This is a genomic window from Desulfosporosinus cupriresistens, assembly GCF_001707885.1.
In the GTDB taxonomy this organism is placed as follows: Bacteria; Bacillota; Desulfitobacteriia; order Desulfitobacteriales; family Desulfitobacteriaceae; genus Desulfosporosinus.
In genome coordinates this window covers 1-20,589 of record NZ_MASS01000069.1, presented here as the reverse complement: position 1 = coordinate 20,589, position 20,589 = coordinate 1, and the positions used below count along the sequence as shown (strand labels likewise).

23 protein-coding genes and 1 pseudogene are annotated in these 20,589 nt (G+C 40.5%); 16 read left to right on the top strand and 8 right to left on the bottom strand.

The features are described 5' to 3' along the window. Nucleotides 1-1,183 precede the first annotated feature (1,183 nt). A complete protein-coding gene (locus DSBG_RS19130; protein WP_068966245.1) occupies nucleotides 1,184-1,915 on the bottom strand; it encodes an SGNH/GDSL hydrolase family protein in 732 nt (243 codons plus the stop codon). Nucleotides 1,916-3,044: 1,129 nt separating this feature from the next. Here DSBG_RS19130 and DSBG_RS23285 point away from each other — a divergent pair. Continuing rightward, nucleotides 3,045-3,200 (top strand): hypothetical protein, encoded by a 156-nt coding sequence (locus tag DSBG_RS23285; RefSeq protein WP_176716324.1) that lies wholly within the window; start codon nucleotides 3,045-3,047, stop codon nucleotides 3,198-3,200. Nucleotides 3,201-3,246: 46 nt separating this feature from the next. Here the strand turns inward: DSBG_RS23285 and DSBG_RS22090 are convergent, their stop codons facing one another. Together DSBG_RS22090 and DSBG_RS23835 are read right to left on the bottom strand one after the other, a co-directional pair. Continuing rightward, nucleotides 3,247-3,414, bottom strand: a complete 168-nt coding sequence (locus tag DSBG_RS22090) for an aspartyl-phosphate phosphatase Spo0E family protein (RefSeq protein WP_083236978.1) — start codon at nucleotides 3,412-3,414, stop codon at nucleotides 3,247-3,249. A gap of 720 nt (nucleotides 3,415-4,134) precedes the next feature. After that, the gene (locus DSBG_RS23835; protein WP_242877760.1) at nucleotides 4,135-4,320 is read right to left on the bottom strand and encodes a hypothetical protein; all 186 of its coding nucleotides are present in this window, start codon (nucleotides 4,318-4,320) and stop codon (nucleotides 4,135-4,137) included. A gap of 402 nt (nucleotides 4,321-4,722) precedes the next feature. On the opposite strand from DSBG_RS23835, the gene DSBG_RS19120 reads away from it, so the two are divergent. Continuing rightward, nucleotides 4,723-5,109 carry a hypothetical protein gene (locus DSBG_RS19120; protein WP_068966241.1) on the top strand — a complete coding sequence of 129 codons (387 nt, stop codon included), beginning with the start codon at nucleotides 4,723-4,725 and terminating at the stop codon, nucleotides 5,107-5,109. A gap of 366 nt (nucleotides 5,110-5,475) precedes the next feature. On the opposite strand, the gene DSBG_RS22085 is transcribed toward DSBG_RS19120, so the two are convergent. Continuing rightward, a complete protein-coding gene (locus DSBG_RS22085; RefSeq protein WP_009614375.1) occupies nucleotides 5,476-5,634 on the bottom strand; it encodes a LysM peptidoglycan-binding domain-containing protein in 159 nt (52 codons plus the stop codon). A gap of 847 nt (nucleotides 5,635-6,481) precedes the next feature. Beyond that, complete coding sequence (locus DSBG_RS24125) at nucleotides 6,482-6,616, bottom strand: hypothetical protein (RefSeq protein WP_282434236.1); 135 nt, start codon at nucleotides 6,614-6,616, stop codon at nucleotides 6,482-6,484. Between the two features lie 1,026 nt (nucleotides 6,617-7,642). On the opposite strand from DSBG_RS24125, the gene DSBG_RS19110 reads away from it, so the two are divergent. The 3 genes from DSBG_RS19110 (at nucleotide 7,643) to DSBG_RS19100 (ending at nucleotide 8,954) form a co-directional block, all read left to right on the top strand. Beyond that, the gene (locus tag DSBG_RS19110; RefSeq protein ID WP_068966237.1) at nucleotides 7,643-7,957 is read left to right on the top strand and encodes a hypothetical protein; all 315 of its coding nucleotides are present in this window, start codon (nucleotides 7,643-7,645) and stop codon (nucleotides 7,955-7,957) included. Nucleotides 7,958-8,053: 96 nt separating this feature from the next. Then, the gene (locus DSBG_RS19105; RefSeq protein ID WP_068966235.1) at nucleotides 8,054-8,689 is read left to right on the top strand and encodes a hypothetical protein; all 636 of its coding nucleotides are present in this window, start codon (nucleotides 8,054-8,056) and stop codon (nucleotides 8,687-8,689) included. Nucleotides 8,690-8,801: 112 nt separating this feature from the next. Continuing rightward, a complete protein-coding gene (locus DSBG_RS19100; RefSeq protein WP_068966233.1) occupies nucleotides 8,802-8,954 on the top strand; it encodes an RCC1-like domain-containing protein in 153 nt (50 codons plus the stop codon). A gap of 149 nt (nucleotides 8,955-9,103) precedes the next feature. On the opposite strand, the pseudogene DSBG_RS19095 reads toward DSBG_RS19100, so the two are convergent. The 3 genes and pseudogenes from DSBG_RS19095 to DSBG_RS22635 all read right to left on the bottom strand — a co-directional run. Continuing rightward, nucleotides 9,104-9,553 (bottom strand): annotated as a pseudogene (locus DSBG_RS19095) (HD-GYP domain-containing protein); the annotation flags it as partial. Next, nucleotides 9,549-10,163 (bottom strand): RNA polymerase sigma factor, encoded by a 615-nt coding sequence (locus tag DSBG_RS19090; RefSeq protein WP_068966230.1) that lies wholly within the window; start codon nucleotides 10,161-10,163, stop codon nucleotides 9,549-9,551. The gene DSBG_RS19090 and the pseudogene DSBG_RS19095, both read right to left, overlap by 5 nt. A 777-nt stretch (nucleotides 10,164-10,940) precedes the next feature. Beyond that, nucleotides 10,941-11,684, bottom strand: coding sequence for a hypothetical protein (locus DSBG_RS22635; RefSeq protein ID WP_141694374.1), 744 nt, complete (start codon nucleotides 11,682-11,684; stop codon nucleotides 10,941-10,943). Nucleotides 11,685-12,386: 702 nt separating this feature from the next. On the opposite strand from DSBG_RS22635, the gene DSBG_RS24120 reads away from it, so the two are divergent. The 11 genes from DSBG_RS24120 (at nucleotide 12,387) to DSBG_RS19030 (ending at nucleotide 20,466) form a co-directional block, all read left to right on the top strand. After that, nucleotides 12,387-12,512 carry a hypothetical protein gene (locus DSBG_RS24120; protein WP_282434235.1) on the top strand — a complete coding sequence of 42 codons (126 nt, stop codon included), beginning with the start codon at nucleotides 12,387-12,389 and terminating at the stop codon, nucleotides 12,510-12,512. 14 nt (nucleotides 12,513-12,526) lie between these two features. Beyond that, nucleotides 12,527-13,192, top strand: coding sequence for a DUF1214 domain-containing protein (locus DSBG_RS19075; RefSeq protein ID WP_068966226.1), 666 nt, complete (start codon nucleotides 12,527-12,529; stop codon nucleotides 13,190-13,192). Further along, nucleotides 13,189-13,773, top strand: coding sequence for a DUF1254 domain-containing protein (locus tag DSBG_RS19070; protein WP_242877758.1), 585 nt, complete (start codon nucleotides 13,189-13,191; stop codon nucleotides 13,771-13,773). Before DSBG_RS19075 ends, DSBG_RS19070 begins: the two co-directional genes overlap by 4 nt. Nucleotides 13,774-14,459: 686 nt before the next feature. Next, the gene (locus DSBG_RS19065) at nucleotides 14,460-15,062 is read left to right on the top strand and encodes a flavodoxin family protein (protein WP_068966222.1); all 603 of its coding nucleotides are present in this window, start codon (nucleotides 14,460-14,462) and stop codon (nucleotides 15,060-15,062) included. A 271-nt stretch (nucleotides 15,063-15,333) separates the two neighbouring features. Next, on the top strand, nucleotides 15,334-15,975 hold the full coding sequence (locus DSBG_RS19060; RefSeq protein ID WP_068966220.1) for a DUF3786 domain-containing protein: 642 nt from the start codon (nucleotides 15,334-15,336) through the stop codon (nucleotides 15,973-15,975). Nucleotides 15,976-16,093: 118 nt separating this feature from the next. Further along, entirely contained in the window at nucleotides 16,094-16,603 is a 510-nt protein-coding gene (locus DSBG_RS19055) for a transposase (RefSeq protein WP_068966219.1), read from the top strand. Next, a complete protein-coding gene (locus tag DSBG_RS19050) occupies nucleotides 16,582-17,220 on the top strand; it encodes an IS3 family transposase (RefSeq protein ID WP_141694373.1) in 639 nt (212 codons plus the stop codon). Before DSBG_RS19055 ends, DSBG_RS19050 begins: the two co-directional genes overlap by 22 nt. A gap of 514 nt (nucleotides 17,221-17,734) precedes the next feature. Beyond that, nucleotides 17,735-18,001 carry a hypothetical protein gene (locus tag DSBG_RS23830; protein ID WP_068966216.1) on the top strand — a complete coding sequence of 89 codons (267 nt, stop codon included), beginning with the start codon at nucleotides 17,735-17,737 and terminating at the stop codon, nucleotides 17,999-18,001. Nucleotides 18,002-18,106: 105 nt separating this feature from the next. Further along, nucleotides 18,107-18,853, top strand: a complete 747-nt coding sequence (locus tag DSBG_RS23280; RefSeq protein ID WP_068966214.1) for a GIY-YIG nuclease family protein — start codon at nucleotides 18,107-18,109, stop codon at nucleotides 18,851-18,853. A 225-nt stretch (nucleotides 18,854-19,078) separates the two neighbouring features. Further along, the gene (locus DSBG_RS19035) at nucleotides 19,079-19,444 is read left to right on the top strand and encodes a type II toxin-antitoxin system MqsR family toxin (protein WP_176716323.1); all 366 of its coding nucleotides are present in this window, start codon (nucleotides 19,079-19,081) and stop codon (nucleotides 19,442-19,444) included. Nucleotides 19,445-19,461: 17 nt separating this feature from the next. Beyond that, nucleotides 19,462-20,466 carry a type II TA system antitoxin MqsA family protein gene (locus DSBG_RS19030; RefSeq protein WP_068966212.1) on the top strand — a complete coding sequence of 335 codons (1,005 nt, stop codon included), beginning with the start codon at nucleotides 19,462-19,464 and terminating at the stop codon, nucleotides 20,464-20,466. The last annotated feature ends 123 nt before the right edge of the window (nucleotides 20,467-20,589 follow it).

The window sequence follows — 20,589 nt, the reverse complement described above, 5'->3', positions numbered from 1 at the left end:
GTACCACAGGAAAACAAAGAAGCTACTCGTGAAGCCCTACTCTCCGATTGTCACTGTCATGCTGGACATCAACCGGAGACAAATTCCTTTATGCGGGCACTGCTTTGCCAATGTCGAAGCTGACAGATTTCAGCTCAATCAGTTGAAACGACGATAACTCATTTGGAATATGGAGAGCCGTATGCGGTGAAAGTCGCTTGTACGGTTCGGGAAGGGGCGGGTTACTTTGCTAATCCGCCTATTTCATCTTTAAATGCAGAAATAATTCCTAACAAGCAAAAATAGCCCGACCCATCTGGCTATTTAATCTTCTTTTCGGTCATTGACACTACCAAAAAACCTATGCTTAATTTAACCTATGTCTTTTTGCTTACAAATTTTAGTAGTATCGTTAGGATTGAAATGACAAAAACTAAACATGTTAATGCAAAAGCTTGAGTAGGAGGTTACAATATGAAAATGATGAAAACAAGAAACAGTTTATTGAGCCCACGTTCGTTAGTCGTCCATGCAGTCGGTATAGGTGCCGCCGTTTGGCTTGGTAAGGCTTGGGGGAAAAATACTAAAGATTATTAAGAGTAAAGAGCCGTCCGAAAGGACGGTTTTCTTTATATTTAACTAATAGCAAAAGAATTACCCCTTTTTGGGTCTGCCTCTAAGAAGCAAAATTTTAAATTAGATTCATTATTGCACATGAAAAGACCGCCCCACAGCAAGGACGGCCTTTTCATCTTTTTCATGTAGTTTCTTCTCTATCTGTAAGATCCTCTGTTATTAGAATACAATAGAGTTCTAGAAATTCAATCATGATTATGTCAAGAATTCGTTAAGATTCAAAATTAAAAAAAGATCTTCTTTAGTATTGAGAACTATTAGGAGATCTTTTTACATATTAATCAGGAGTAATCTAGTCTTACCCAAAACGCAACAAGACTTGACCTTCTAAAAAGTCCCCTCCGAATTGCTGTCCCCGGAGGGGGGAAAAGGAGCATATACACATGAAAAAGACAGAGCAAAGGGCCAAAAAATCCCTCTGCATATTATACCATGATAAATAACGTTATTGTTAGTTTCGCCATTTGGTAAGTTATAGGGAACAAGAAGATGTCCCTGATGGCAGGCAAGCTAAAGATTGAAATAGTTGATGATGAATAGAACTCCCCTTGCTAAGAGAAGATAAGTATCATTTGATTGTATTTGTATCTATCACGTAAACTAATCGATTATACATGTAGCGTGACATTCGCTTATACCCTGTGTCATTTGGATGAAGTCCATCCGACAACAAAGCAACCAGAGTTTGATTCTTCGGAAATTTACTCCATACATCTAATAAGTTAGACCCCGTCTTAGCAGATACATTAATAATTGCTTTTCTGATACCCAAAAATAGAGATTCGTCCGAAGAAACCATAGGAGGTTCAACAATACAAAATATATCTGCGTTAGGAGCTTTATTCTTAATGACATGGATTAGCCGTGTGTATTTTCTACTGAACTGATTTGGCGTGTAAAAATTACGATCGTTTCTTCCAACGCAAATAAATACAGCGTCTGTAGTACTTTCTATTTCTGTCGCTCTCTGTAAGCAATAATCAACCAAAGTTCCTGATGAAGCTTTGTTTTCCCACGCTAAGTTGTTCGAATAGGTTTTGGATAAAGATGTTGCAAGATTAAGATCCCATCCTGATGTTAAGGGATTTGAAGCACCTTGACTAACAGCAATCGAGTCCCCAAGAATTACAGCATTTACTGTACCTTTCTTTAACTTTTTGATACCTGTCAAAGTATGGGCTTTAGCAACTGCTGCAATGGTTACAGTTCTCTGTGCTGCCTGAACTGTTTCTGGAGTACCAAAAATCACCATAGTAAACACCAGTGTTGCGGATAATAAGTACATAATTAGCTTCTTCATGGCCACTAACCCCTCTTGTGTCTAATACTTCGCAAATAGCTATCCTTTAATCTTTTACTACCAGTCCCAATCATCTCATAACTTTGTCGCGAAGTAAGGGGAAAAATGTCACATCACATAATCATGCTTGTCTCTCCATCTAAGTTGTGTGAACATACCCGTTCAAGGCACTCAGATTTTTACTTAATCATGAGCCTACTCTCGATCACGTTTTTTTATCCTTTCTGGCCATATCAGGGCATAAAGATAACATCGTTGGATGGGGCTGCCATGTAAGGAATCCTTAATAATATGAGTATCTCAAAGAAAAGACGCTCCAATTTAAGTACATCAACCTTTTGCTTTAAGATGGGCCCCGTAATTTAAAGCAAAAACTGATGCCAAACTGAGCGAATAAGAAATTATGGATGAACATTTGAAGGACATGCTGAATAAAATGTTTTAGAAGAATCATTTCTCACTTAGTATAACTAAAATAAAGGGGTGAAATTTATGATTCTCACGGCATTAATAATCATCATTGTTTTATTGTTGATAATTATCTGTGAACTATTGGGACTACTCCGAAAACACCTCAAAACACCCCATCCACATCCACAAAATCCATGCAGACCCTACTAAGATTATCCCCTAAACTCTGGCCTAGGCGTTTGCTTGGGCTTTCTTTCAATTAGACCCCCTGAAATTGCTGAAAGCCAGCGTATAGTCTCTATAAGGGAATATGTGGATTTAAAATTATAAAGACATTGCGCTTACCTCCGGACGCGGAGGCTTTTTTCTAGCATATCGTTAACTACAAGGGAAAAAGAATCTTTTTAAGATTCAGATGCCTAGAAGAAGTAGATCAAGAATCTCTAAAGATGATATTAAGTGCTTATGAAAAGCCGTCCCACAGCAAGGACGGCTTTTCATCTTTTTATGTTGTTTTATCTATCTTTTATAGAACCTTTTGTTGTTGAAAGTATACCATACTGAATTACGTTCACCATTAGTAAGTTATTGGTAATAGTATGTTTATCGTTAATGGGCTGAAATGTTTTCAGCTTTTCGCATCTGGAATAAATTAACGTGTTAGAATTCTGCCTTTTGCAAAAAATAGATTCAGATTTATTGTAAAGGAGATTAGAGTATGGCAACCTTAGGGAAAAACATCAATACTAAGACAAATTTTGTACCGCGAGGAAATACCCCTAAACCCGGAATAATAAACCCAGAGTCAGAAGTAATATTAGAAAAGCTTCGAGATAACCCAAAAGGAAATTCAACAGATCCTGGTCATAATTGATTTATTCAACGTCACAGGGCTGCTTTAGCAGTCTTGTTTTTTAACCTCATTTTCTATTCCTCATCATTATTCCTTCGTACCTATCTAAGGCAGCATGCAACTCATGGCACGCAGCCACTACTTCTGGATCTGTATATGATTTATTCTGTTGTACCTCGAGCGTGCTTAAGCGCAAATCTCCGATTTGGTTAAGTAGTCCATCCAGTTGAAACATGATACCACCCTCCTCCAAATAGTTTAAGAATAGTATGCCCGTATATTATCTATGTACTAGTTGGACACAAACATATAAAAGTCCTCAGTTTCCGATGAGGGCCACTACGAATATTGCTGATATTAAATATATACCTATTTTCTTCACGTTCTCACCCCTCTTCCTTGTGCCTGATTATTCAGGTCGGCTTTGAAAGTTATTAACCATAAAAGGACACTCGCTTCGACATATCATACTATATATATTTACATATTTGTGTTAAATAGTATTATTGTAACTTTATTGTTATATAAATAACTTAAGGCCATAATAATTATATACTTAGGTCTTAAGTTTTTATCATCTTCCATAAAAACCACTTACAGGTCCCCGTACATACTTAATCTCAAAGCCCTCCTACCAATTAAGGCAGAAGGGCTTTGGTCATAAACTAAGAAGGCCTCCGCGTCCGGAGGTCGATTGCTCAATGTCCTATGGGCTTACTCTTGTTATGTGAGTACTATTATAGGATATACTTATAAACTTTTTATAAACTTTTTATAAAGAATTTATTAACGATCGTCAATGAGCCCCAAAAATGAGGTCTCATGAAAATCGTCCCTTTGATGATCACTTGGCCCGAAGGCGTGCCTCCTTTAGCTGAAAAGGCTAGGATCCACAAGGAATTTCTCAATGTCTCCCATAAAAAGCTTTAGATCAGATTCTTTTGGTTCTATGGGGTTAAAAAGGCTGTCCACGCCGCCGCGAATTCCTACTAACCCTGCAAGTCCATTGGCAACGTGAATTATGCTGGACAGTTCTATAAGACTTTGTGCTTTGGAGGGGGAATGCATGTAGTAAGCTAGCGGTAAAAGCAACATCCCCGTAAGGAAGTTTCCGGTATTGACACAATCGTCTTGCGACCATAGCAGTAAGAAGTGAATGTTTCCAGAGTCCCTCTTGTTCAATCTCGTACCCTGCAAGTTGAGTCTTAATTAAGAGGGCATAGTGGTGTGGATTTGGGCAACGATTTAACGACACAAAAAGGTAGAAAATGCCCCCACCGTTTCCGGCGAGAGCTATAGGAAGTAGTACGCTTGTACATTCTAGTACAAGGTATTGGTAACATCAACCATATAAAAGATGATATTTTGTCGTAATATGCAAGACTCCTATCATTGTCTTCAGCTTCATCCAAACTTCTAACCTCCTTATACCGATTTAAGAGGTCTTCCCTTGTCTCTGTAGAAATAAACCACATAAGCAACTAGGATGCTCCCCCCTAAAAACATAAACAGAAGACGTAAAATGTTATAAGGTGGGGATATAATGAATGCTCAAGAGATTCAAAAGATAATTGATATGTTCTATTATTTGGATGCGAGAGTTCTAAGCTTATCGTGTGATTATTTTGCTGATGAAGTTACTCTTTTGTACGAGGATTCAGAAGGAAATGTGCGTTATATATTTACTAACTGCTATGATGTGAGCATAAAGCATAGTCTGAAATATGATAAACTGACTTCTTCACGAGTAATGAAATATTGTCAAGCACCTTATCAAATACCTTACTACCTTCAGGATGTTGTTGTAGATGAGATAGAGCATGAAGGAATAGAATTTTACAAATGTAAAATAAACATGTTCCCAATGTTTGTAGAAATCATGTGCAAGATTATTAATGTAAGTAGAGTTCCTAAATTAAAGTTAAAGTAATATACAAACCAAAAAATATATTCATTATTAACGCGATCCCTCCTATCCCGCATAATTTTCGGAACATATGTTCTGCAAAGGGATAATCAAATCACTTGGATATAATAGAATAAGACTGGTAGATGAGACTTCTTGGGGAAATATAGCCACAATTTTCAAGAAGTTATCAATTTCAAGGGGCTGTGCTAAAACTTGTTACTATATTTTTCACATCCCCACTTTTGCTTCTATATCATCAAAACACAAGCGTCCTCACTCCACTTTTATAGTGAAATGAGGACGCTTATTGATTGTTGTAACCACTTGAAATTTTGGAGACTGAGTTTTCACACATCCCCTTGAAAAGAATTAGCAATGATGATTAACCTACCAGCACTTACACGTTCCTACGTTAATTCTTTGTCCAGGATAGATTAGATCAGGATTACTAATGTCGGGATTCAAAGAAAGAAGACGACGTACTGTTGTCCCATGGTGCATAGCTATATGATGCAAGGTTTCACCTTTTTTAACGTAATGATACATTGTTTAAATTCCCCTCCTTTTGACTATGCTCCAAAATATGCCAAATAGGATTTTTTGTTGCTAGTACTAACTAGAAAATTCTACTACCGTTTTCCGGCAAGAGCTATAGGAAGTCGTACACTTGTATATTCTAGTACAATCTATTGGTAACATCGACCATATAAAGGATGATGTTTTGTCGTAATCTGGAAAAACAAGACCCCTATCGCGATGAGCCTTTACCTTTATACTACATCTTCCACAGAAACCATTTGCAGGTACTCAGCTCATACTTAATCTCAAGCGGCTTCAACTCGCCCTTGATTTCACTCTGTCATAACAACCTAAAATAAGCTCCTGCAAAATCGGAGCTTATTCATTCACATAAAAAAGACCCCCTCACTAGGAGGGGGGAGCGGAGGAGGATCAGGAAATGAGGAAAACTTTATATTAACCGTTAAAATTAACGGGCAATCGTCTGATGTATCTATCTAGGGTTTAATTAGTCTGCGCACTCATCAACATCCGACAAAGTCCTAAATATAGAGGGAATCATACCGATCACCACTAATATGAATTTATTTCATTTTATGTACAACTCCTTTCTTGCTTATTTTCGCGGTGCTTTTCTTTGTATTTATTATAAATCATGATTACTATCTTTGCATGAACATTATGTGAAGAATCTGTGAATAAACGCAAAAAAGCCCTCCCACCAATTACGGCGAGAGAGCTTTGATCTTGTCAACTTATACACTCGTCTAAATCCGTTTAACACCACTCTGCACGGCTTCGGCAATGATATCCTGCACAGTCTGATCCACTGTTTGCTGTGCGACCGGCTGAACGGTTTGGCGTATGGCTTGCGTTACGGCTCTTCCTGGGCCGTCGGCTGTGGTCGATCAGCTACGTCTGACTGGGCAGGAGTTGATGGATCCGCGGCCACAACAACTCCTAAGAAGATTCCAATTGAATTAAAAATCACATCCTGAGCCGATCTCATTACGGAATCTCCTACAACAATTATATCGTAGATCTCTTTAATAGATCCAAATAGGAAAACTGCTATGCATATCTTTACTAACCCAAAATGTTTATGAAATACAGCAATAACAATTATTGGCAATATGAAATGCAATAGTTTATGCCATTGAAATATGAAGTGTAAATTCAATGCCCACAACCCCCCTATTAATATTTTAACTTATTACTGGAGGGTTACCTAATTTATGTGTCGTTAATCCAAATCATTATCGACATCATCGTGATCATTAAGGTGAGCGCCGTAATTAAAGCGACTAGTCTTATATTGCGTTATCTTACTAGTGTTTTTAGCATTTCATGATTCCCCTCCACAAGGGACGTATTTTCATGGTCAACCAAGGCTTCTAGCTTTTCCATCGGCCATCCCCAAATGCTGGCTGGATGATGAAAAAATGTGAAATATCATCCCTGTTAAAAAGTCGCTCAAAACTCGTACATTTCTTACACTTGCTTTGTCCAGTCCACCGTCATCCCGGACGTAATTCTCAATTATTTCCTTGCATTCTTTAGGTGCGGATGATGATCATCAATCAGCTCTTCGGCTATATCTCGAATTCGTGGAGATTTTTCGTAGCCCCTCCTTCTTACTCCCTTTCCTATAACACTTGTCCTCTGTCACTCATAAACTGCCCTAAGGTGGTGACGCGACAGTGTTATTGCGTTGTCCCAATTGCAAGTGCATGGGCCACTTAAGTAAGTGGGTCAAATGCACAGCTGATACCTTGAAAATGCCCGTCTTTTTACATTTTATTACATCCGCTTTAAATTAACGTAATAGAAATTTTATCTTTTACAGAAACTAAGCTAAACTTTGATGTAAAGGAGATTTTAAGTATGAATGTATTAGACAAAGGTAATCCTCCAGCTTCTCCTCAAAAAAACCCTTCTCCTGTAAACCCGCCTAAACCCAAATAGATTTCTTTAGCTTTGCATCAAGCAGGACGGCTCTGGCTGTCCTGCTTTCATTAAACAAAGGGGATGCCCAATGACTGGTAAACTAAAGATTGAGATAGTTGATGATAAAAATGTGCTCGAAATCTATGAATCAGAACCTGGGAAATTAGCCTTTGTGATGTATCCCGATGATCCCAAGGATGATACCCTTCTTAAGATTGTCACGGATACATCTGAGTTCTCGTCGTTACTTTCCTCTTCCTCTGCCTTTGGTTCCTCTCCCTCGTCCTCTTCTACGACATCATCATGGCAGCCGTCCGGAATGGTGTGCGACAGGCAAATACTGAGTTGGTCGATTCTAATGAGGGAGATCGAGAAGTCGGTCTATGAGATGAAAATGGGATAAACAAAAAGGAGACCACCTAAGCTCTCCTTAAATTTTTGTAGATTAATCATAGAATGATATAATTGAAGCGAGTTTACAAAAACGAGGAGGGTTAAAATGTCCAGAGAAAAATCACTTTCATTTAAGTTTATCTTACCAATACTTATGATTCTTTTATTAAGTGTAGCAGGCTGCGCAAGTAAGCCTAGTAATCCAAGTAAACCGAGCAATCCTGAAATCTCCTCAGGGGGATCAACTTCCCCCGCCCCAAGTATTTCGCAAAATGCTGCACCTGGTAGCTCAACTGCTACAGGGACAGAGACAAAAGCAGGAGTGGTTACCTATGAGAACTACCTTAAGATTAAGCTCGATACGACGTATGATGATGTAAAAAGCATTCTCGGAGAAGGAAAGAAAAAAGCAATTAATACCGACCTTGTCAGGTACACTTGGGCAGACCAAGGGAAAAATATCGTGATTGAAACAAATAAGGGTAAAGTTGAATCTAAGACTCAGTACGATCTTGGAAAAACCACCCCCAAGCTTACCGCTAAACAATTCCATCAAGTCACAACGGGCATGACTGTTGATCAGGTAGTTTCCATCCTTGGGCCAGATTATAGGGAGGTCAGTTACGAAAAGTCTGCTGGTGCTATCATAAGGTCGCTTATCTGGATGATGCCTAACTCTAAGTTCATTAAGGTTAAACTGCAAAATGATAAGGTTACTGATACATATAATTTTCTAAAGTAGTCTCCCCATACTTTTAGCTTGTGGAGAGGTAAAACTGACAAGGAGAGCCATTGAGCTCTCCTTGTTTACATCTTCCTCGATAATTGGAACCATGCGCACTGGAGGTAGTGGAATGGACTTATACAAAGACAAAGATTCCATAGCCGCGGGTCGTCGTCATACCGTTGGTCTTAAATCGGACGGAACAGTGACGGCTGTGGGTTGGAATGAGCATGGCCAATGCGATGTAAGCGGCTGGCGTAGCCTCCAACTGCCCGGCAATTAGTTTTTAATATTAATAATACATATAATTAATGGAAGATGCGCCGAAGTTAAGTAAATGCAATATAGTAGGGTCTCGTCTCATTTTGAATCATGATGTCATGGAATGACCAAACCGAACTTAAAGAAATGAAACTGAAATAATTATTTTCTTTAAAACGATTCCCATCGCTTGCCCAAAACCTTTTCAACAAATATTTTTGTGATTTCTGGATCGAACTGTGTACCAGAGTTTTTTCGGATTTCTATAAAAGCCTCTTCTTCACTCAAAGCATTTCGGTAAGACCGTTCACAGGTCATCGCATCGTAGGCATCGACAAGGGCTATGATCCTCGCTTTGACGTGAATAGCTTCACCTTTTAAACCTTTTGGATAACCCGTACCATCCCATCTCTCGTGATGAGCAAGGACATATTCTGCAATATTGTAATACTCGCTAGAAGAACCCAGCAATCGATATCCTGTTTCTGGATGGTGTTGTACTTGGGCCCATTCGGCCTTAGATAATTTACCTGGCTTATTTAATATCACTTCATCAATGGCTATCTTTCCAATATCATGTAATTCTCCAGCGATCTTTAGCTCTTCAATTTCATCATCACTTAATTGAACTACAAGGGTTCGACGCTTTAATCAAAGAACAGCGTCCCTCTATGTTTTCCTTCATGTGACTACGTGCCCGGTGTACGTTTACTTTAACCGCCCCTTCGGAAATTTCCATAATATCTGCTACATCACCACCCGGTAAATCCAAAAGAATCTTAAGGATAAATGTGATCCTCTGCTGCTTTGGCAGGCAATGCATGAACATTTGCAGGCACGACTCCCGCATTTCTGCAATCAAAACTTGGTCCTCCACTGGGGTCAAGAGCTTCATTTTGCTAAAAACCTCTTTCTCTTTGATCCCCATACGGGCAGCTAAATCTTCTATTGGGAGACTTTTCTGCTTTTTTTTAATGAACCGATAAGCACAACGTAAGGTTATTTTAAATAGCCATGTGTACTGAGAACTCTTTCCTTGGAACTGAGCTCGGGAGCGATAGGCATTAAGCCACGCTTCTTGTACAACATCCTCAGCATCTTCGCGATTGCCAGTTAGCCGATAGGCAAGCTGATAAAGTTTTTCATAATTATCGGCATACAGATGATCGAATTGATCAGCCAGGGCCCTCAAGGTTTCCAATTTTCGCTCTGTGTCCTCACCGCTAATCATTGTTTTCCTCCACCGTTGTTATTCATCTATTACCTAACCCATGAAGAATTTCAGATTCCAAAACCGCCCTAATGTATACCCTCTCATTATGGCATAACGCTTGTTCAAAATTTGGCGAACGGAGTCACAGAAACAAAAAGCCCCTACCTTCCGGTAAGAGCGATACATAACAAATCTACTAGGTATCTAATGCCCTCAGCAATGCTAAGAGCTTACTTATTAAAAAAGAAGCCCCTCACAAGAGGGGGAGTGAAGGAGGATAAAGAATGAAAAAAGTTAGATTTATATTAACCGTTATATTAACCGTTATATTAACGGGTAACCGTCCGTTGAGTTGATGCTTGTTCTCCTTTAGATCCGCCCTCTTGATTAGCAAGTGCAATACCGATCAACGGCAGTTGGCAGGGGCACATTTGACCAAATGACCCATTGATAGTACGCGCTGAACGAGCGTTAGTTTGACCTGTCCGAAAATGTTACGGGTACGACTTAATCAAGCGTTGATTCAAGATTCCATCCTAACCACTTACTGACAGGCGTTGGCTGAATTGGTCTCATGGGACTAAGGCGGAGCATAAGTTTTGCTCCCTTCTTTTTAATGAGTGTTCTGCCTCCATTTAGCATTAGTCTTAAGCGTGAACGAAAGCATTCTTTCGGTGTTCGATACCAAGCTCCTAATCCAATTCATTTATGATATCGGGTGATAGCAGAGTGAAAGTGTCGGAAACATGTCCTTCGGAATTTGGGTCTTTAGCGAAGGTTTTTTTGTAACTAATGTTAAAGTAGCTTATTCTCTCGATTCTTTTTTATACAATCGCCTTCAATGATCAATTGGCCAACTTTTCGCTCAAGCTCTGCAATATGTTTTTCTTTTTCAGCTAGGTCTTGTTCTGGTTCAGAAGGTCCCTTTTTAAACACCTTTGAAGTTCTTTCCAAAAACTTAGCCATCCGTCCACCAATTACGACCTGACTGATCCCATGCTCGTTAGCATCTGTTAACGACGGTGAATTTATTTTGTATCTCGTGGGTGTCCTTAAACCGATATTCTCTGTTAATTCGTTTATAGGTACTCCATATCTACTAATAATAAAAGCCGAAACCGTCAAATATACAAGGTGAGCTCCATAAAATAAAACTGAAGACAATAATTCGGGGTTTGTTTTGGAAGCCACCCCTAAAACACGAAAAAGCATACCAACTCCCACTAACCAACCTAGGTTGGTAACTGCAAAACTTTTCAACCAAAAATGTCGCCACCCTGTTATGTCAAGGATTGTTACAAATACAAAAGCGTGAAGACTCCCCATGCCAAAACTCATTATATTTCCGAATATTAAACCCAATAATGTATGAAATTGATCCGGGCGACTAAATAATTCCCCTGCGGCTTCAGGCATAATTATCGTGGGGTTATAAAAAAACTTTGAAATATATCCAAATATATTAGCGATTGCTGCTGAAATTATTCCCGATAAAAGGACGAGGATCACTCGGTCACTTATTTTAAATTTATTGTTCATTATTTCACCTTAATCCTAGTTAAAATATAAATCAAGTTTTCCTTGCGAATCTCGTATCTTTGGTTTACCAAGCTTTTTTAGATTTCCTTGAAGTTTGGGAGCAAAAATACAATAATATTTTTCCATGATTTCTATTTTATTATACCCAGAATTGAAGATGACTATAGGTACCATGCATTTCCGGCTAACCCTTCCTTTTAAAGTTGGACTAGTGGCGAATACATTTATAATTAATTTATATAGCTCTAGTGTATGGTTGGATCGCCAAACTCCCGATAATAGAACCAACCTTAAAAGCTATAGTAATCAATTCATATGTTTTAACAAAAATGTTTTTGGATTGTATTTGAATTCGCCAAAGATAAGCAACAGCACCCTCATCCAATCGTTATCTATACCAAGAAAACAACGTAGGTAATACGTACTAAGGTTGTTTGGTCGATCTGATGGGTTAGTTTCCAGGTCGTCACGAGGGATACCGCAAGCCCAAAGGGCTGAGGATATGCTCGCTGACGCCCCCTGGACAACCATGTTCTCGTACCGATACTCCTATGGGTGCTCATTACAGTTGTGGCTTCGTATTTTTACGTTAAAAAGAGTAATTATTCTAACCGCGTGCACGGTCTTGGAAGGTCTCTTTTATATGAAAATATCGAATGAGGGACTTCATAATAACTTTAATTTTTGTAAGGAGTGCCCTCCATGAGTTATCAGGATTCAAACTCGCCGCGAGGTTTATTTGACCGTATGTTAAGGCATACCAGTGTAAAAGATATTGTGCAAGGGGTTCCCGGTAAATGTAACGATCCCCACTGCGGGCAGAACTAGGAGGGAATAACTAAATGACCAAAAAAGCGTATAATTATCTATTGACGATCAGCGGTGTGATTTGCAGTTATGTCATGATAAAATCGCTCTTCTTTATCCAAACAAGACCTGTGAGAACTGATGTGATTCAAGGCATTCTCGTCGGCTTCGGGCTGGCGCTTTTCACGGCCCATATTACCGCGAAGCTGAAGGCCACAAAGGTCAACGGCTGGATCACCATGCTTGGATGCGGCGTACCAGGCAACGGCATGTTACTGCGAGCCGCTTGTACCCTAGCCTTTCCTGGCCCAGTAAACATACCGCAAGAGGCGATGTACTGGACCACATCCGTAGATGGCGCGAGTCATGACCTCTCCGGAGAGCACAACTACATCATGCGCTTTCCGGCGGGTGGACTCCCGCCAAATAATGCGTTCTGGTCACTGACCATGGGTGATGCGAAGAATCGCTTTGTGGCGAATTCAATCAATCGGTATAGCGTGAGTGATCGGTCGGGACTCGTGCCAAACGCCGACGGCTCTGTCGATATTTACATTCGGAACACCGCTTCGGCAGGTTGTGAATCCAACTGGCTGCCCGCGCCCTCGGGTAAATTCATTCTTTGGTTGCGCGTATATATGCCTGGTGCGACAATTCTAGACGGGAAATACAACGTGCCGCCAATTGTGGAGGTGAAATGATGGAACACGTGAGATACGAGCATTTGCTGATTTTCGGTTCATTCATGGTCGCAGTATGGTTCATTGTCATCTACTTTTTGCCGCGTATGCTTCTGTCCGTGTTTAAGAGGGCGATCCTTGTTAAAGGGTTTGGTGAGGGCCCCATCCCAATTAATACGCTCTATACACAACCTCAAGCGCAATTTGCAGATCCCCTCCATTCATCAGGCTCGAACTTAACGACTACTGGCGTGAACCGTGACACGCTCATCACGATCGGCTGGTTAGACCTCAGTAAAGGTCCGCAAACCTTGCATGTGCCGGACATGGCTGGTCGCTATTACAGTGTGCAGTTCACCGATCCGTCGAAAAATACTACCTTTGCCTACGTCGGTAAACGTACCACAGGAACTGAGGCCGGAGCCTACCTCATCTGCGGTCCCGGTTGGAAAGGGGCCGTGCCGCAGGGGGTGTCACAGATTTCTTCGCCAAATAATTCGGTGATCATTATTGGTCGCGTTTTGGTCGGCAGCGACAGCGACCTCCCGACCGCTTATAGGCTCTCGAAGCAGATACAACTATCTCCGTTGACGCAGCCATAGTGTGCGATGTTTTCCCCACAATAAAGTCGATTTTTCCCGTGTTAAAACAGCTATATTATCGCCAAAAACCCAGTAAAAATAGCCCAAGTGCAGGCTTCAAATTGCCTTGCACTTGGGCTTGTATATTTTAATTTTGAACCTCTGAACGGAGCGACTTGCTTTGCTCAGGGTTAGAATACAACAAACTTATCGAGCACCAATAATAATGTAAATAAACTTCCAGTTATCCATAGCGAATTATCCGAAGTTAGGGGACGAAAAAAGAACTCCTAAAGGAGCTTAAGTATGTTAGAACGTATACCTTGGATGATCCGATTTCCCTAACTTTGGATAATTCAGATAGCACGAAACCGCGATGATTAGTAAAGACTTCTATAGGGATTGAATTCTTTTATTCCTTATTCATGGAATACGGAAGACGTTAAGAAACTGCTGGGTTCAGTTGATCGTGCATACCCAAAAGGAAAAGGGACTATGCAATACTTCTCATGGTGGCTCTGAAACAGTGCCTGAGAAATTTTCTAAGACTGAGTCTAAATAGCCTTTCTCAGGCACAGAAAAATTAATGATTGTTATTAAAGTAAAATAAAGGTAAATTTTTTATTGATGGCGAATAATTTCGAGGTGTCAATAATAATTCGCAAATGTAGGATATAGCGGTGCATTCTTTTAAGGAGGTGGCATCATTGTTAATAGCGGCGATCAACGGAAGCCCCAACCGGGATGGTAACACAGCCCTGCTGCTTCGGGAGGCTCTGTCGGCGGCTGAGAAACTGGGAGCGGAAACCCAGTTAATCAATGTGGCTGAAGTGTTGACTGATCTCGACCAGCCTTTCTGTGATAGCTGTACCTATCCCTGCAACGCTGCCTGCGCCGAAGGCAACAAGTTGGGCGAGGCGCTCGCAATACTCAGACGGGTAGATGCCCTGATCATCGGGAGCCCGGTCTACTACGGAACCATTAGCGGGCAACTGGCGGCTTTCTGGGACAAGACCAATACGCTGTGGCAGAGCAAGGCCCTGCTGAACGTGGTGGGAGGAGCGGTAACGGTTGCGCAGGCCCGCTTTGGCGGCCAGGAAACCACCCTGAAGGCAATCCATGACCTGATGCTGGTGCAGGGGATGATCATTGTTGGAGACGGTCACCGGGATTTCGACTGCGGGCACCATGGGGTTTGCGCCCAGCAGCCGTCCGAAGAAGACGTTAATGCCATAGAACGGGCGCGTATTATGGCCCAGCGCATTGTGGAGGTGGCCGAGGCAACCCTATCACTACGTTCAAGGTCATGAGCGTTGAATTCTGAGTACTGACCCTGCCAAAGCCCTGGATACTGGATAATTGGATTAGCTGAGAACCGTAGGAGACTCTCGCTTCTGATATAAATGAGACCTTCAAGCCCACGTTCATATCTTAGGTGAAAAGAAGGGTTGAGCTCGGCTTATCGACAGTTGACCATCTAATATTCGCGGGTTTGTTCCACACTTTATTCTTCCGACAGGGAGCTGTATCTTACTATAAGCCGTGCATTTTCAGTATTACTAGTGAGTGGTGGTGTCTGAGATGGAAACTAATTACCGAGTTGCTTATGATAAATACTGGCGGGACATAAAAAGAAAGGTACCGGAGGAAATTGCAACACAGCTCGCTGTGACTTACTGTAGCAATACCCGTCAATTTGTCGTGATGTTTTTTAACTTAGAATATATTTTGGATTGTAATACCGAAACGATCTACAGGAAAACAGACAGACATGTCCCAGAAATAACCGAATCCATAATAATGCTTAATTACCTGGCCTATGCAAGATCGCCCCAAGAAATTGCTAAAAAATGGGTCAGTCTCAAAGAAATACCGAACGGTGGATCATTGTTTTATCCTGCGTTTCATAAAGTTTCAATCGTAGGTCTAATCAAGGCGTTTGGACATCAGTCGAAACAATTATTGGCGTGCGCAGCCGCTTTGGGCGGACAACCTACATCCTTTGGCAATGCGTCTGCTATTTTTCAGGCTTTTCCCGAAATTCCCCTGTGTGTTATTATTTGGGAAGGAGATGAAGAGGTTCCGGCCAATGCCACCATCCTATTCGAGCCGTCCATTGAACTCCTATTGCACATTGAGACCGTTATCGGCCTGGGTGGGTATCTTGCGAGTGAATTGATGCGGAAGGCAACTTCGTTTTCACCGTTACTATCGCAGGGGTGACACGCAACAATAACCACTAGCACCAGCGTCCTTTATTCTGAAGTGAGACCTATATCCCGGACACAACAATTAAGAGCCTTCCCATGGTAGAATAAATCTACTGAGGGAGGGCTTTTTTATGGGGAAAAAAGGAGTGCAGCAAAGTAGTTATCCTCCAGAAATCAAACTTGAGGCCATTAGGCTTCATTTTGAGGAAGGTGTTCCTAATCGATTAATCATGATTAAACTAGGAATAACTAGTGACGTCATCAACACCTGGTTTAGAGAGTATTCAAAGGGAAGAAGAGATTTTTCCACTGACAAGAGTCAATCACGTTTAACATATACACCGGAAATTAAGTTGGAAGCAGCAAGGTTACATGTGGAAATGGGTCTTACTTACGAAGACATTATGAGTAAATTCGGTATTGTGAGCAAAGCCGGATTAAGAGAATGGATATATCGCTATCGCCGAGGAGAAAGGGAATTTGCTGATCTACGAGGGCTTAAATCTACTGGGAGAGGAAGAGTGGACCCAAATGACACAGAGGACAGGCCCAAGACTAAGCAGCGTATGGAGGCGAAGATCAGACAACTTGAGATGGAAAATTCTCTGTTAAAAAAAGCTTGGGCAGAATTAAGGAGGTGATCGCAAACAAAGCTAAGTATCGCGCAATCTATCATTACAGAAAACAGTATCCCATCATTGCTATGTGCAAATTCCTGGGCGTTTCACGTTCTGCCTATTATGACTGGATTAAACGTAAGGACAAGCCCATGGCGGATGCAGAGCTCACAGAACTAATACGTGTAGGATATAACCAATCAAGAAAGACGTACGGCTATCGGAGGATCAAGATTTGGCTCAAGCGCAAGCATGGTTTGATTGTTAATCAGAAAGCAATCAGACGAATTATGAGAGTCAATAATATGCAATCGATCATTCGAAGGAAAAACAGGTACAAGAATTATTCTTCCGTTCATCATCGTTATAACAATGTTCTCGACAGGAATTTTAAGGCAAGCAGGCCCAATGAAAAGTGGGTCACTGACATTACCTACATCCACACAGCTCAAGGGACAATGTATTTATCCGTGATCAAGGATTTGTACGACTCTTCCATAGTCAGCTACAGAATGGAACCCCATATGTACATGAAACTGGTATTGGGAACGATTCAGGATGCCGTAGACAAAGAGAAGGTCGCTGGTGGACTGACACTCCACAGCGACCAAGGGTTTCAAGTGCGACAAGAAGTCGCTTGATATATTGCCGAAAGGCTACCCCATCCATTCGGGGTAACTCTATTGTGACTAGCGCAGATGGTAAAGTCTGGGTTAGAGAGCTCACAAGACAATGTGGAAATCCGAGAAGCCTAAAACTGGGATAACTGCTAGAGTAAGAAAGCTATGGAGAACGTAAAGTGAATCACTGTAGGAAGCGTTACGCTGGAGGAAGCGAAATAGGCTGAAACGCTTCGACCAAAATGGTAAGGAGTCAAGCAACGGCGAACTGGCAAACCAATGCGAATGGATAAAGAACTCCCGGTTCAAAGGTGGCTCCTAAGGCTTTCACAATTATGTATCAGGCGGAACTTGGTAAACCCTATATGCTCCTCACTATAATGAGGTATCTAACCGCAAGGGAGCGAAACGGCATAGAGGGCAGAAGAAAAGGATAAAAAGCGAAGGCTACTTTTGTAATGAAAGAAGATAGGGGCTCGAACTTTGCCCTAACCTGAAAGGGTGCTGACTTATCCTGTGGTATTTCTTGGCGGGAATGGACGGTAAACTTATGAATTTTAGTAACTCAACGACGGATAAAACCGAGAGGCTAAAAGACTACAAAGCACTAGCCGACCAAACAGTACAATTGAAACTGCACCATATGGACGTAAAACAGCTTCGAAAATTATTCACTCAGAATAATAAAATAATCCGCGATACTCTTGAAAGATATAAAGGACGTTATACGACTAAGGCAAATATAACCATTTATAAACTAATGGTAATCGCACTCGATGCTGAATTGCAAAATGTTCTGTAAAATATCAACTTTGGTAAATTAGATAAAGCAATTAATGATATCAGAGCTATCACAGCTAAATATCTTCTCATTTCCACTGAAGGCAATCAAAGCATCGCTCCCACAATGAAGAAGTTCATAGGAGAAATTGAATATTTATTTATCGAAGCTGTGAAGATCGAGTATGAGTATTATGTTCAGAAAGAGCGCATTAAGGAAGAACAGCGTGCGATTCGTGAGCAAATGAGGCAGGAAGCAGAAGAACGCAAACAGTTAGAGCAGCAACGCAAGCAGGTAGAAAAAGAAGAAGAGAAATATAAAAACGAAATCGCAAGTATCAACCAACAAATATCGTCAACATTGGACGATGAAAAACTCCTGCAATTACAGGAGAGAATTGCTCAACTTCAAATTCAACTTTCATTAGTTGAAGAAAAGAAAGAACAAATTACTAGCCGTCAAAATGGGCAAGCCGGTTACGTATATGTCATCAGTAATCTCGGCTCATTTGGCGAAAATGTGTTTAAGGTTGGTATGACTCGAAGACTTGAACCTCAAGAACGTGTTAACGAATTAGGAGATGCTAGTGTTCCATTCCCGTTTGATGTCCATAGTTTTATATTTTCTGACAACGCTGTTGGATTGGAGAATCATATACACAAGACCCTTAATAATAGTCGATTGAACAAGGTTAATTTAAGAAAAGAGTTCTTTAAGGTTAGCTTAGATGAATTAGAACAACTGGTTTATTCTCTGGAACCTTCAGCGGAATTCAATCGCACTTTGTTGTCCGAACAATATTATCAAAGTTTGTCTATCGATGATGTCCCTGAAAGTGTAGAAATTATTTCGGAGGAAGAAAATCCTCGGTAGACAGTGATGAAGAATAGATATACCTTGGTTCGATAACGATGATAGTTTCATTTAGCGCAATATGGTGAAACGGCTGCTGTGTATAGGAGATAAAATATTATATAAATTTCTACTAAATAATGGCTATTAAGAGTAAGTTGGGCATTAAATAGGTCATTTTGATTATATTTTTGCTACTAAATGATAGCATCTTGGTATATACTACAGATAGAGGAGAGAATCATATTGGGGATAGAAAACACCGATGAAGCTAAAATTGAAGAGATTAAGCAATTTTTGAAAAATGCAAAATCCCTCATTAAACAAGGAAAATATGATTTTATTCCGAGACGAATTAATCTTCAAGGGTTAGCTCAGTTAGGGCTTACTCTAAATCTTGCTAAGTTAGCACTACTTCAATTGAGTTATCGTCAATATGATCGTGGACCTCTACCTGATACTGATCGACCAGCCGATATGGTTTGGGAGTTTATCAAGGAAATCGATTCTCAGCAAGCCTATATCAAGATCAAAATAGACCGTAGGGGCTGTGTATGCCTCAGTTTTCATCCTTCAAATGGTCCAACAAGTTTGCCATACAAAGACAGTTAGGCAAAGGAGGTTTACAAATGAAAAAGTATTGCTACAACTGTGATTGTGAGCAAGAGACAAAGGTAATCCGTAAAAAGGAAAGTTTCCCTGTGAGAGGCGAGCCCATTGAGGTCATTTCTGATGTGCTTGTTTGTGATGCATGCCAAGAAGAATTATTTGATTCAGAGCTAGATGAAGCCAATTTAGAAAGGGCATTCAATGAATATAGAAAAAAGTATAATTTGTTATCTCCTTCTGATATACGAGAGCTAAGGAGTCGTTTTGGTTCTGGGCGTTTGGTAGCTACTTTGCTTGGGTGGAGTCAAGCAACTTTAGTAAGATATGAAAACGGTGCAATACCTAATAAAGCACATCATGATCAGCTACTTCAACTTAGAGATGACCCTAATTATGTAAAAAGATTGTTGAGCCAAAATGGAGATAAGCTTAGTGAAAGGGAACTAATAAAGTTAACAAAATTAATTGAACAAGACTTATCGCATCGAGAAACGCAATCATTTGATCCTGTCGAAGAATTAAATAAGATGTTTCGAGCTTTTTTAAAAGATGGTATTGTTGATACTGAATTTGATTTTGAGAAACTTGCGAACGCCGTTATATTTTTTGCTTATCATGATAGGCTTGTAAAAACAAAGCTACAAAAGCTTCTGTTCTATGCTGATTTTTTATCGACCAAACGTTATGGTAAACAAATTGTAGGTATGCCCTATGTGCATCATCACTACGGCCCTGTTCCTTATAATCACGAATTTGTTCATAGTTGCTTATTAATGTCTAATATTATTGATACCGTACCCTTGGAAGGTCCATATGGGAGGGAAATAATAACGCCATCCAATCCCCCAAACCTTTCTGTTTTTACTACTGAAGAATTGGATATATTAACGACGGTTTTAGAATATTTCAAAGGTTTTAGCGCTACCCAAATATCCGAATTTTCCCATAAAGAAAAAGGATATTTAGAAACACCTCATAAGGAAATCATTCCTTATCTCTATTCAGAACATCTATTATTAAACTAAGTCCTTTACGTGATTACAAAAACGTGTTAATCTACATTTAAAGAGCGCCAGAGGACCAGTGCCGAATCGCGATCGGTGAGAGACCCAGAGCGCCAAAGGATTTAAGAGGGCCTTCAGAGCCCC

Excerpts from the sequence above, each read along its gene's own strand:
- DSBG_RS19070 (WP_242877758.1), top strand. The coding sequence starts at position 13,189 with ATGATGGAACACGTGAGATACGAGCATTTGCTGATTTTCGGTTCATTC.
- DSBG_RS24120 (WP_282434235.1), top strand. The coding sequence starts at position 12,387 with ATGAGTTATCAGGATTCAAACTCGCCGCGAGGTTTATTTGACCGTATG.
- DSBG_RS19055 (WP_068966219.1), top strand. The coding sequence starts at position 16,094 with ATGGGGAAAAAAGGAGTGCAGCAAAGTAGTTATCCTCCAGAAATCAAA.
- DSBG_RS19060 (WP_068966220.1), top strand. The coding sequence starts at position 15,334 with ATGGAAACTAATTACCGAGTTGCTTATGATAAATACTGGCGGGACATA.
- DSBG_RS19075 (WP_068966226.1), top strand. The coding sequence starts at position 12,527 with ATGACCAAAAAAGCGTATAATTATCTATTGACGATCAGCGGTGTGATT.
- DSBG_RS23835 (WP_242877760.1), bottom strand. The coding sequence starts at position 4,320 with ATGGTCGCAAGACGATTGTGTCAATACCGGAAACTTCCTTACGGGGAT.
- DSBG_RS19090 (WP_068966230.1), bottom strand. The coding sequence starts at position 10,163 with ATGATTAGCGGTGAGGACACAGAGCGAAAATTGGAAACCTTGAGGGCC.
- DSBG_RS24125 (WP_282434236.1), bottom strand. The coding sequence starts at position 6,616 with ATGAGATCGGCTCAGGATGTGATTTTTAATTCAATTGGAATCTTCTTA.
- DSBG_RS22090 (WP_083236978.1), bottom strand. The coding sequence starts at position 3,414 with ATGTTTCAACTGGATGGACTACTTAACCAAATCGGAGATTTGCGCTTA.
- DSBG_RS22085 (WP_009614375.1), bottom strand. The coding sequence starts at position 5,634 with ATGTATCATTACGTTAAAAAAGGTGAAACCTTGCATCATATAGCTATG.
- DSBG_RS19030 (WP_068966212.1), top strand. The coding sequence starts at position 19,462 with ATGAAAAAGTATTGCTACAACTGTGATTGTGAGCAAGAGACAAAGGTA.
- DSBG_RS19100 (WP_068966233.1), top strand. The coding sequence starts at position 8,802 with ATGGACTTATACAAAGACAAAGATTCCATAGCCGCGGGTCGTCGTCAT.
- DSBG_RS19110 (WP_068966237.1), top strand. The coding sequence starts at position 7,643 with ATGACTGGTAAACTAAAGATTGAGATAGTTGATGATAAAAATGTGCTC.
- DSBG_RS22635 (WP_141694374.1), bottom strand. The coding sequence starts at position 11,684 with ATGAACAATAAATTTAAAATAAGTGACCGAGTGATCCTCGTCCTTTTA.
- DSBG_RS23285 (WP_176716324.1), top strand. The coding sequence starts at position 3,045 with ATGGCAACCTTAGGGAAAAACATCAATACTAAGACAAATTTTGTACCG.
- DSBG_RS23830 (WP_068966216.1), top strand. The coding sequence starts at position 17,735 with ATGGACGGTAAACTTATGAATTTTAGTAACTCAACGACGGATAAAACC.
- DSBG_RS19105 (WP_068966235.1), top strand. The coding sequence starts at position 8,054 with ATGTCCAGAGAAAAATCACTTTCATTTAAGTTTATCTTACCAATACTT.
- DSBG_RS19120 (WP_068966241.1), top strand. The coding sequence starts at position 4,723 with ATGAATGCTCAAGAGATTCAAAAGATAATTGATATGTTCTATTATTTG.
- DSBG_RS23280 (WP_068966214.1), top strand. The coding sequence starts at position 18,107 with ATGAAGAAGTTCATAGGAGAAATTGAATATTTATTTATCGAAGCTGTG.
- DSBG_RS19130 (WP_068966245.1), bottom strand. The coding sequence starts at position 1,915 with ATGAAGAAGCTAATTATGTACTTATTATCCGCAACACTGGTGTTTACT.